This window comes from Shouchella tritolerans, assembly GCF_025770735.1.
Classification (GTDB): domain Bacteria; phylum Bacillota; class Bacilli; order Bacillales; family Bacillaceae_D; genus Shouchella; species Shouchella tritolerans.
This window is the reverse complement of record NZ_JAODPB010000002.1, coordinates 561771-573075: the sequence shown is the minus strand read 5'-3', so window position 1 is coordinate 573075 and position 11305 is coordinate 561771. Positions and strand designations below refer to the sequence as shown.

The 11305-nt window shown below is 45.1% G+C and carries 13 protein-coding genes; all 13 read right to left on the bottom strand.

Annotation, left to right across the window (positions count from 1 at the left end; genetic code table 11):
• Positions 1 to 32: 32 nt before the first annotated feature.
• Positions 33 to 398 carry a chorismate mutase gene (aroH, locus tag N6H06_RS09260; RefSeq protein WP_062746995.1) on the bottom strand — a complete coding sequence of 122 codons (366 nt, stop codon included), beginning with the start codon at positions 396 to 398 and terminating at the stop codon, positions 33 to 35.
• Entirely contained in the window at positions 395 to 1471 is a 1077-nt protein-coding gene (gene aroB / locus N6H06_RS09255) for a 3-dehydroquinate synthase (protein WP_263706068.1), read from the bottom strand. Before aroB ends, aroH begins: the two co-directional genes overlap by 4 nt.
• 3 nt (positions 1472 to 1474) lie before the next feature.
• The gene (aroC, locus tag N6H06_RS09250; protein ID WP_062746999.1) at positions 1475 to 2647 is read right to left on the bottom strand and encodes a chorismate synthase; all 1173 of its coding nucleotides are present in this window, start codon (positions 2645 to 2647) and stop codon (positions 1475 to 1477) included.
• 88 nt (positions 2648 to 2735) lie between these two features.
• Entirely contained in the window at positions 2736 to 3524 is a 789-nt protein-coding gene (locus N6H06_RS09245) for a CheR family methyltransferase (RefSeq protein WP_318527525.1), read from the bottom strand.
• A gap of 182 nt (positions 3525 to 3706) precedes the next feature.
• Complete coding sequence (ndk, locus tag N6H06_RS09240) at positions 3707 to 4150, bottom strand: nucleoside-diphosphate kinase (RefSeq protein WP_062747001.1); 444 nt, start codon at positions 4148 to 4150, stop codon at positions 3707 to 3709.
• A gap of 129 nt (positions 4151 to 4279) precedes the next feature.
• Complete coding sequence (hepT, locus tag N6H06_RS09235) at positions 4280 to 5251, bottom strand: heptaprenyl diphosphate synthase component II (RefSeq protein WP_062747006.1); 972 nt, start codon at positions 5249 to 5251, stop codon at positions 4280 to 4282.
• 25 nt (positions 5252 to 5276) lie between these two features.
• The gene (locus N6H06_RS09230; RefSeq protein ID WP_263706067.1) at positions 5277 to 6134 is read right to left on the bottom strand and encodes a menaquinone biosynthesis protein; all 858 of its coding nucleotides are present in this window, start codon (positions 6132 to 6134) and stop codon (positions 5277 to 5279) included.
• Between the two features lie 11 nt (positions 6135 to 6145).
• Positions 6146 to 7033: a UbiA-like polyprenyltransferase gene (locus N6H06_RS09225; RefSeq protein WP_062747009.1), complete on the bottom strand. Its 888-nt coding sequence runs from the start codon at positions 7031 to 7033 to the stop codon at positions 6146 to 6148.
• Positions 7034 to 7066: 33 nt separating this feature from the next.
• Positions 7067 to 7774 (bottom strand): demethylmenaquinone methyltransferase, encoded by a 708-nt coding sequence (menG, locus tag N6H06_RS09220; protein WP_062747010.1) that lies wholly within the window; start codon positions 7772 to 7774, stop codon positions 7067 to 7069.
• Positions 7743 to 8525 (bottom strand): heptaprenyl diphosphate synthase component 1, encoded by a 783-nt coding sequence (locus N6H06_RS09215; protein WP_212953478.1) that lies wholly within the window; start codon positions 8523 to 8525, stop codon positions 7743 to 7745. The genes menG and N6H06_RS09215 overlap by 32 nt, the downstream gene beginning before the upstream one ends.
• Positions 8526 to 8623: 98 nt before the next feature.
• Positions 8624 to 8851: a trp RNA-binding attenuation protein MtrB gene (mtrB, locus tag N6H06_RS09210; RefSeq protein WP_062747014.1), complete on the bottom strand. Its 228-nt coding sequence runs from the start codon at positions 8849 to 8851 to the stop codon at positions 8624 to 8626.
• Between the two features lie 2 nt (positions 8852 to 8853).
• Entirely contained in the window at positions 8854 to 9423 is a 570-nt protein-coding gene (gene folE, locus N6H06_RS09205) for a GTP cyclohydrolase I FolE (RefSeq protein WP_062747015.1), read from the bottom strand.
• A gap of 185 nt (positions 9424 to 9608) precedes the next feature.
• Positions 9609 to 11087, bottom strand: a complete 1479-nt coding sequence (gene spoIVA / locus N6H06_RS09200; RefSeq protein WP_062747880.1) for a stage IV sporulation protein A — start codon at positions 11085 to 11087, stop codon at positions 9609 to 9611.
• Positions 11088 to 11305 lie beyond the last annotated feature (218 nt).

Sequence of the window (11305 nt, the reverse complement as noted above, 5' to 3'; positions counted from 1 at the left end):
AAATCCCCGTTTCCCGTCAACGCCCTAAGCGCCTATTTTTTTAACAAATCAGGACGCAACACACTCGCCCCTTCTAAAAAAACATGCTTAATCTCCTCTTGCTTTAAAGATGTGTTTACTGTCATCATTACACGGATACAAAGGGGCAAACTTCCTTTTACCGGAATTTCTTGAGCGCACATCACAGGAACATATTGCCATCCTTGTAAATTCCGAACCGCCTTCGCCGGAAATGTAGCATCAATATCGTTTGTAGCGGTCACAATCACTTGGGCGATTTGCTCTGGCTGCAACGCATTTTGACTGACCATTTCCCGTACGAGTGCTTCTGTGGCCTGTTCAATTGCTTGTGCCTCATTTTTTGTTACTGTTGTTGCACCTCGGACGCCACGAATCATGATCTTCCTCCCAGTTCATCTTCTAACAACTCTAAAAGCAAATGTTCATCGACTGTTTTCGTATAGGCGGCTCCAAGCTGTTCGAGCAACACCATGACAATCTTTCCTGCATTCGTTTTTTTGTCGCTTTTCATACGTGCAAGCAGCCGTTGTGCTGAAAGTCCTGCTGGCAAACGAAGGTCATAACCAAGGGCGGAAAACCAATTTTCATAATCGGCAAGCCGCAAATCCTCTTTCGTAAAACGGAGGCTGAGGCGAAAAGCAAAACGCATGCCGATTGCCACCGCTTCGCCATGGGTTACTTTTCCATACCCCAGCTCTGCTTCAATCGCATGAGCGAGCGTATGCCCAAAATTCAAATGAGCGCGGATGCCATGCTCTTTTTCATCTTTGCCAACGATATCGGCTTTGATGGCAATCGCCTTGGCCACCATTTTTTGCAAATGATCTGCTTTTACACTTGTTAGTGAAAGCACTGTTTCACGCAGCCAAGCTAAAAAAGGCGCATCGGCAATAAAACCGAGTTTAACAATTTCTGCAAAACCAGAACGCCATTCGTCATCCGGCAAAGTTGCTAACAATTCTGTATCAAACAGGACAGCTTCGGGCTGATGGAAAACGCCAATCATATTTTTAGCGGCGGGCAAATTGACTGCTACTTTCCCGCCAACGCTTGAATCGTGGGCAAGCAAAGTGGTCGGAACTTGGATAAAGCGAATGCCACGCATATAGGTGCCCGCTACAAATCCAGCCAAATCGCCGACAACGCCGCCTCCGAAGGCGATGATAACGGACTGGCGGTCAAGCTGTTTTTCCAAACAAAAAGCGGCAAGCTGCTCATAAACATGAAAAGACTTTGATTGCTCCCCCGCTTTCACGACAAACGTATGAGGAACCTTTGTAAAAGAAGAAACCAACACATCGAGATAACGGTTTGCGACATTTTCATCTGAAACGATCAAATAGGAAGAGGCCGGGGCAAGCGTTTCAATCGTTTTGCCTGCCTCCCGCAAAATCCCTGGCCCCACTTCAGCCTTGTATTGCTTTGAAGAGGTGTGAATGTCCACAAACATCGCTTAAAACTCCTTTGAAGCGGCATGATGACGTTCTACAGCAGCCTGGATTAGAGGAAGCTGGTCAGAACCAAATGTATCAAGCAAGGCATTGGCAACTTCCCACGCGACCACATTTTCACAGACAACCGATGCAGCGGGGACGGCACAGCTATCGGAACGTTCAACACCTGCGGCAAATGGTTCTTTCGAATCAATATCTACGCTTTGCAACGGCTTATACAACGTTGGGATCGGCTTCATCACCCCTTTTACGACAATGGGCATCCCGTTGGTCATCCCGCCTTCAAAACCGCCAAGGCGGTTCGTCTTCCGCTTATAGCCTTCCTCTTCGCTCCAAGTAATCTCATCATGAACTTGGCTCCCTGGAAGCCGTGCTGCCTCAAAGCCAATGCCAATCTCTACACCTTTAAACGCGTTAATGCTCATCACCGCGCCAGCAATTTTGCCATCCAATTTGCGGTCATAATGGACATGGCTACCGAGGCCAATAGGCACGCCAGCAACAACGACTTCAACAACGCCGCCAATCGAATCGCCATCTTGTTTTGCCTTGTCAATGGCTGCCATCATCTTTTTGCTTGCATCCTCGTCTAAACAGCGTACAGGCGACTCTTCTGCGCGCTTTTGCAATTCTTCAATCGTGGCATAGTTTGCTTCTTCAGCCTGAATGCCGCCAATTTCGCGAACATGTCCGGCAACTTCAATGCCACAAGCTTTAAGAATGACTTTTGCCAATGCTCCACAGGCAACGCGGACAGTCGTTTCCCGTGCCGATGAACGCTCTAGGACATTGCGCATATCGCGGTGCCCGTACTTGATTGCACCATTTAAATCAGCGTGACCTGGACGGGGGCGCGTTAACTTCCGTCTCATTTTTTCCGCTTCTTCCTCACTTATTGGTTCAGCGCCCATTATTTTTGTCCAATTTTTCCAGTCTTTATTTTCGACAACAAATGTGATAGGGGCACCAGTCGTCATGCCATGGCGCACGCCGCTTACTATTTGAACGCGGTCTTTTTCAATTTGCATACGGCGACCACGGCCGTAACCACCTTGGCGTCTTGCCAATTCACGGTCTATATCTTCTGCCAAAAGTGGCAATTGCGCTGGCACGCCTTCAATAATCGCAGTTAGTTGTGGTCCATGCGATTCTCCTGCTGTTAAAAATCTCAATGTTAACACCCTTTCCTATCTTACCGGCAATACTTTATCGCTTTTATGCGTTAAATTATAGCATGTATTGGAGCAATTGTCTGTACATTCATGTTACTTTTTCGTAAAAAAACGGTTTTATTGCTTGTAAACCATATTGTTGGGGATCAAAAATTTGTTCCGTACTGCCGACAAACAGGACACCGCCACGAACCAAAGACTCACTAAATTTTTTGAAAATCGTTCGCTTTGTCTCCTCTGTAAAGTAAATAAGCACATTGCGGCAAATAATCAAATCGCAGCGTGTTGGGTACTCGTCAGCAAGCAAGTTAAGACGCTTAAAATTCACAAGCTTTTTCACATCTTCTATGATCGCAAAATCGTCCCCTTGCTTACGAAAATAGGCATGTTGGAACTGGCTATTCATTTCTTTAAACGCATCCTGGCGGAATAGGCCTAAGCGTGCTTTTTCGAGTATGGCCGAGTCGATATCGGTCGCAAGAATCGTTTTATTTTGTAAAGGAATGTTTGCTTCTCTGATGAGCATCGCCAATGAATACGGTTCTTCGCCAGTCGAACAGGCGGTGCTCCAGATGTTCAAGCCGCTTTTTTTCGACGCTAGTCGCGGCAAAATCTCTGTACGTAATGTCTCCCAACGGGTGCGATTGCGGAAAAACGAAGAGACATTGATCGTGACACGATCCACACATTCTGTAAGAAGCAAAGGATCATTTGCCATCGCGTTCGCATAGCTAGAAAAATTTGAGAAATGCCGTTTATCGCGAAGTGCCGTAAGCCTCCGTTTCATCTGTGTCTCTTTATAAGCTTGCAAATGAATGCCACTCAGTTTGTAAAAAGTAGAAACGAATTGTTCATAATCTTCATCCATTCTCATCATGTTGCCGTTTTTCTGGCAGAAACGTCTGCCAAATAACGTTCTTCCTTTCCATGTTAATGCTAAACTCTTAAAAAGAGTGTACCATGTTTAATGGTGACTCGACACAGTCAAGCAGTCTTCTTTTTAAAACGGTCTCGTTTTACATAAAAAAGCCAGTTGAGGAGAACCCAACTGGCTTTGTTTTAAACCCATTTATTGCTGTCTTTTTGATAATCGTTTAGCTCTTCTTCTTTAAAGAAAATAGCGATTTCACGCTCCGCAGATTCTTGGGAATCAGATCCGTGTACGACATTCATGCCAACGTTGACTGCTAAGTCGCCGCGTATCGTCCCTGGAGCAGCCTCGCTAGGATTGGTAGCGCCAATGAGTTGTCTGGCCGCTTTAATGACCCCTTCTCCTTCCCAAACCATCGCAAACACAGGTCCGGAAGTAATAAAGCTAACAAGCTCGCCAAAAAACGGCCGTTCCCGATGTTCGCTATAATGCGTTTCTGCCGTTTCTTTGCTTAAAGTGACCAGCTTAGCTGCAGCAAGCGTGTACCCTTTTTGTTCAAACCGCGATACAATGTTTCCAATCAAATTACGTTGTACTCCATCTGGCTTAACCATTACGTATGTACGTTCCATTGTCTAACCTCGCTTTATGAATGTTTACACCGAACGTTTCCAGTATAGCAAATTAGGAAAACGCTAACAATAAGATTTCTTAGAATAGATGGGCTTTTTTACGAACAAAAAAGCCAGCTCGTCGCTGGCTTAATATTTTCTCCGTCCTATGTAACTGGCGACTTCAATTAAATGCCTTTTGGCATCAATGTCGGGAAATTCCATTAAAAGCGTATTCGCCTTGTGTAAATAGCGGTCACTCATTGCCTGTGCATATTCAATCCCGCCTGATGTGCGGACTTCATTTAATAGCGGCTCCATGTCCATTTCTAAAGACGACTCTTTCGTTAACGACTTCTCTAGCCGTTGTTTAAACCCAGGCGTGTGCTCAATTGCATACAGCGCAGGCAACGTGACATTGCCTTGGCGCAAATCGCCGCCAGCTGGCTTGCCTAGCTGTTCATTGGTACCTACAAAATCGAGTATGTCGTCCATAATTTGATAAGACATCCCGAGAAAGTAAGCAAAGTAGTAAAGATTTTTTTGGAGTTCAGTCGTCGCGCCAGAAACGATGGCGCCCAGCTGGCAGCTAACGGCAATTAACAAAGCCGTTTTGCGTTTAATCCTCCTCAAGTAAATGCGTAACCCTTGATCCCAATTGTATTGGTCCCGGATTTGCTCGATTTCGCCTCGGCATATTTGGTTCATGACGTCGGAAATAATCGTGTGGACTCGTTTATCGCTAAAGGCTTTTGTCGTTTCAATCGCGTGCCCGAAAATGTAATCGCCTGTATACATCGCTACACGGTTATCCCAACGAGACATCACTGTTTCCCGTCCACGCCTTAGCGGCGCATTATCAATGACATCATCATGGACAAGGGAACCCATATGAATGAGTTCAAGAGTAACGGCAATGTGCTTTAACCTGTCTAATTGATAATCGCCAAACTTCCCGGCCAAAAGCACAAGCACAGGACGGATTCGTTTCCCGCCGGCTTTTAACAACCCCGTTGATGCTTCTTTTAAAACAGGGTGTTTAGCCGAAAGGGTTCGTTCCAATTCCGCTTCAATAAATTCTATATCTCCTTGAAATGCTTTATAAATATCTGCTAACTTCATCAACGCCACCCTCGTGCAGAAACTGTTACTGCTTATATTTTAAAACAGACGTGGTCGGCCTCCACTTCCTCAATGTAGGCACTTCCCGTTCAAGAAAGCCTTCTTCATAACAAAGCTGAAAGTAATATAGCAAACCTTGCTCGGTTTTGCTTGTAGGCTGATGAAGCAGTGCCTCAAAATACATATCCCAAAAAGAAAGGCTTGCCATTCCTTTGCGCTCTAAATAACGGTTTATCCGCCTATACCCATCCGCTGCGGTTCGCAAATAACTTTTTCTTAAGGACTGGTGTAGCACGTTGATTTCTTCCGCTTTGTTTTCAAGCGCATCTTTTCTAACTGCAAATAACGCGTACGTCATCGGTAAGCCCGTCCATTCATACCACAGCTGGCCAAGGTCATACACATAAGGGACATCAGCGTGGCGCTCTCGAATGGCGTCATCTCCTATTAAAAGTGCTGCCGTATGGGATTTGAGCATTTTTCCTAAATCAGGTTTTTCTTGTTTATAGCAAGGTGTTACTTGATAAAAACGCTTTAACACGATTTTCAGCAAATGAACCGTTGTTTCTGAGCTTGTTGTCAAAGCCACCGACTCGCCCTCAAGCTTATTAATCGGCACTTTTGAAAACAAGAGCAGAGAGTGAACCATGCCAGCCGAAGCAACACAAAGATCCGGCAACACCACATAGTCATTTTCATTTTCGCCATAGGAAAAAGACGATATGGCGGCAGCTTGAAGTTCGCCAGAGGCAAGCATATGGTTGATGTTCGCCGGCACATTTTGTGTTATGCATATGCCATGTTCCTCTAATGAGCTGCGGTCTAGCTCAAAGAAAAACGGCAATGTGTTGGTATAGGCAATTTCTCCAACTTGTAAGCTCATAGGAACCTCCTTTAATAAAACCGGATGACAAGCATATCGGCGAAAGCAAATAAAAACATAACGACACTAAGCGTTCCATTCATCGGAAAAAACGCCAATTGCACTTTCGATAAATCTTTCTCAGAAACAATTAAATGCTGGTAAACCATAATCAGCCCTGAAAGGGCGACACCCACTAAGTAAATCCATGTCAAAGGCGTTAAAAAGTAGAGACCGACAAAAAACGCAAAACTGACGACATGAAAACAACGGGCGATCCATAACGCTTTTTTAATGCCGAAACGGCTTGGAATCGAATGGAGCCCGTGTGTTTGATCGTATTCAGCATCCTGTGTTGCATAGACGGTGTCAAAACCAGCAAGCCAAAACATGACAGCCAAAAACAAACAAAAGCTAGCCAGTGGCAGTTGTCCTGTTACAGCAACCCATCCGCCTAGAGGCGCAATCCCGATCGTTATCCCTAAAATTAAGTGGCATGCCCATGTAAAGCGTTTCGTATAGGAATAAAACACAAGAAAAAATACAGCAATTGGCAGCAAATAGACGGAAAGAACATTCAACTGCGAAGCAGCCAAAAACAAGAGTGCAAAAGAAGCGACAATAAAAATCCAGACATCCGCTTTGGATAACAGTCCTGCCGGTATCTCCCTGTTCGCCGTTCTTGGGTTTTCACGATCAAATTTGGCGTCTATCACACGGTTGAGCGACATCGCAGCACTCCTTGCTCCGACCATCGCCAGTGTCACCCAAAGCCACTGAAGCAACGTAGGAAACTGTCCGTGGGCAATTAAACTGCCAAGCAACATTGCTAAGAATGCAAACGGCAATGCAAAAATCGTATGTTCAAACTTAATCATTCGCAAAAAGATTTTCGTTTTATTTAAAGCTGCAGTAGCCATTACTGCCTTACTCCTCTCCAATATTACACATTTCTATAACGGCTTTATCCCCATATGCATAGCGCAAACACCGCCTGTATAGCTCTTTACAGCAACATCCTTCATTCCAGCTTCAACGAACATGTCTCGAAGTTTGTCTTTCCCTGGAAACGCTAATGTTGATTCTTGTAGCCATGAGTATTCCTCGTATTTTTTAGCAAATACTTTTCCTGCAAGGGGCATGATCCGCTTAAAATAAAAAAAGTATAGCTGTTTAAAGACTGGTATGGTTGGCTGCGACGTTTCGAGACAAACTATTTTACCTCCAGGCTTGGCTACCCGGCACATCTCCTGTAACACTTGCATGTAATCAGGAACATTCCGCAAACCAAAACCGATCGTCACATAATCAAACGTGTTGTCGCCATACGGAAGCTCCATCGCGTTTCCATGAACAAGCGAGATATTATTACGCTTAGCGGCTTGGACTTTTTCACGGCCCACTGCGAGCATATTTTCGCTAAAATCAAGGCCAATCACTGTCCCATGCTCGCCCACAGCTTCCGACAGCGCCAACGTCCAATCCCCTGTGCCGCAACATACATCGAGAGCACTCGTTCCTGCTTGGACATCCATTTGCTTCATTGTATCTTTACGCCAGCTTTTGTGTTGCTGCAAACTGATAACAGAATTCATCACATCGTATTTTTTATAAATCGATTGAAATACGTCATGAACGCGTTGTTCTTTCGATTGGTCCACTGTCGCTACCTCCTTGCTTTTCAAGGAATGTTTTTATAAACGCACTTGCTTTATTATCCTGCTTGCCCACTGCTTCTTGTAGTTGTTCTAATCGCCTCTGTTGTTCAACTTTAAAAAGGGAACCTTGTCTGTTCTCGGCCGTCCAAGCTTCAATAAGCGGTGATAAGCAACCCGCCTTGGCATTTTCTTTTTCTTTTTCTAAGCGTTTATACAGAAAAAACGGCCTAAGCAACGGCTCGTATCCTTCCTGACCAATTGCCTTGGCTATCGCCACTGCCAGTAGTGCTTCAATCTCTTCCGTTTGAACGAGGCGAGTCTCAAACGAGTTGTCTTTGTCTAGGTGGCTTGCGATTTTCTTTTCATACACTTCTTGAAGGGTGCTACCAAACAGTTCAATCATATCAACCGCATGGACTCGAGCCAAAGCTTGGTAATACAGGGCGCTGTAAAAATCGCCAGCCAACACATTCAGTTGGCGCTTCTTTTTGGCAAACTCTTCATTTGTGTTATGTAAGGACACAAGATCGTGGACCAGTAGTCCAGCATGGGCAAAGCCCCACGCAAGCGTGATCGCCCCGGCACGATCTGGCGGTTCCGATTCGGTCAAAATCGTATAAACCAGCCAAAGTTCATCGGCGTCGGGGCGGGTGTTGTCAATGTATCCTTGCAAATAATCGTATTGCAATATCCGTTCAAAGCGCTGTTTTATTTCAAGCGCCGATCGCATCACCGGCAACGTTGTATTGCTCATTGTTCATGTCCCCTCTATCGCGTACAACCCGCTAATGTTCTTTATATAGTATAGCATACGCCCTTATCCAATGAACACAAAGAAAAAAGCGCTCGCATTTAAGCGCCTGATTCCTCCGTATCCAATGTGCCGTGGCTTGTTTGGATAATCGCTTTGCCGCGGACTTTGACAGCTGATGTATGTTCCGTAAATTGGCCAATCATGACTTCACCTTTGTCGAGTTTTTCCGAATGGTGAAAACGGGTATCCGAACCGCGGGTAAGACCAATGACTTGAACACCATTTTCTTTTGCTTTTATAACAAAAAAATCACTCTCATGTGCCATCGTTACGCCTCCTTCGTTTGGATTAGTTGCAATACTTCCGCACGCGCTTCTCCGTCATCGGCGAATGAGCCGCGCACTGCTGTCGTCACCGTTTTCGAACCTGGCTTTTTAATGCCTCTCATCGCCATGCACATATGTTCTGCAGACAGAACGACCATTGCCCCTTTTGCGTCTAAGGTAGACATTAGCACATCAGCTAATGTTTTCGTCATTCTTTCTTGTACTTGCGGCCTTCTTGCTATTCCATCGACAGTGCGCGCCAGTTTCGACAGCCCCGTCACGATCCCATTTTGGGGAATGTAAGCAATATGAGCTTTTCCAAAAAACGGCACAAGGTGATGCTCGCACATCGAAAAGAACGGAATGTCTTTGACAAGCACAAGTTCTTCATGCTCTTCGCCAAATACCGTTTTTAAATGCTCGCTTGGATCTTCATGAAGACCGCTGAACATTTCTTCATACATTTGGGCTACCCTTCTAGGGGTATCTGCAAGCCCTTCACGTTCAGGGTTTTCGCCAATTGCTTCTAATATCATTCGCACTGCTTGCTGTAATTTATCGTGGTCAACCATTCTTGTCCCTCCACCGAAACTCTTTATAAAGGATAAATCTCTTCTAAAGAGTAGCAAAAGAACAGTGGAAAAGCAAAAAGAACTCATCGCAATTGGCAATGAGTTAGTCGAAAGCAATCTCCATTCAGGATCAAACATAGCACCTTGCTAAAAAGACAAATGCCTAAAGGGCCACCTGTGCCCCGTTACAAAATAATGGCGATCAATCCACCAGAGCCTTCATTAATAATACGTTCTAATGTTTCTTGCAGCTTGTAGCGGGCATTCTCAGGCATTAACGACAATTTAGCGGAAATCCCTTCGCGGACGATCGAATTTAAGGACCGGCCGAAAATATCGGAGTTCCAAATCGAAAGCGGATTTTCTTCAAAATCTTGCATCAAATAGCGAACGAGTTCTTCGCTTTGTTTTTCGGTGCCAATGATTGGCGCAAATTCCGATTCGACATCGACTTTAATCATATGGATGGATGGCGCCACTGCTTTTAAACGGACTCCAAATCTTGAGCCATGGCGAATAATTTCTGGTTCATCCAAACTCATGTCATTCAAAGACGGTGCGGCAATGCCATACCCTGTTTGTTTCACCATGCGAAGAGCGTCTGCAACTTGGTCGTACTCGGACTTGGCATGGGCAAAGTCTTGCATCAAAGACAGCAAATGATCCTTTCCTCGTATTTCGACCCCAACTACTTCTTTCAACACTTGGTCGTACAAGGCATCAGGAGCATACAAATCAATTTCGGCAATTCCTTGGCCCATTTCAATTCCGGCCAATTTCGCTTTTTCAATAAACTCCAATTCTGTAAATTGGCTGACAACTCGATCGACGTCACGTAGACGTTTGATATCTTTGACGGTTTCCCGTACAGAATCTTCATAGCTTTGCCGCAGCCAATGCTCATTATTTAGAACCATGACCCAGCTTGGCAAATTGACATTGACTTCGTGAACGGGAAATTCAAAAAGAACTTCACGGAGCACACTATTTATATCATGGTCGGTCATGCTCTCAATGCTCATCGCCAGCACTGGAATATCGTATTCTTCAGCCAGCGATGTACGCAGCTCCTCCGTCTCCGGATGGCTTGGGCGTACACTGTTCACAATCATGATAAATGGCTTCCCGACTTCCTTCAGTTCCTCTACAACTCGCCCTTCTGATTCGAGATAGTCCTGTCGTGGTATATCGCCTATCGTTCCATCTGTTGTGATCACAACACCCAAAGTCGAATGCTCTTGTATGACTTTGCGCGTCCCTATTTCTGCCGCTTCCTGAAACGGAATCGGTTCTTCATACCACGGCGTGTGGATCATCCGTGGTCCATTTTCATCTTCATAGCCTTTTGCGCCTGGAACAGCATAACCGACACAATCAACGAGGCGAATATTGACATCGAGCCCCTCATCCACATGAATTGAAACAGCTTGATTCGGAACAAATTTCGGCTCTGTTGTCATGATCGTTTTTCCTGCTGCCGATTGCGGAAGCTCATCTTGGGCACGTGCTTTGTCAGCCTCATTTTCAATATTCGGCAGCACGACTAGCTCCATGAATTTCTTAATAAATGTCGATTTTCCAGTGCGAACCGCCCCTACAACACCGAGATAAATGTCGCCTCCGGTCCGCTCTGCGATATCTTTAAAGATATCTACTTTTTCCAACAAAAGAATCCCCTCCCGGTCAAGTAAAGTTTGATGCAGCCGAGTCTTTCATATCTAACCACTATCATTTCTATGACATTGTCCACTTATTATGACTGACTAGGAAAAATTAAATTGTGCCTGCATCCAATGCTTGAGAAGGGGAGCCTCCCGCAACATGCCCCTTCCAATGTAACTATATGGATGGAAGGGGCAGATTAGACCTATTTTATCAATTC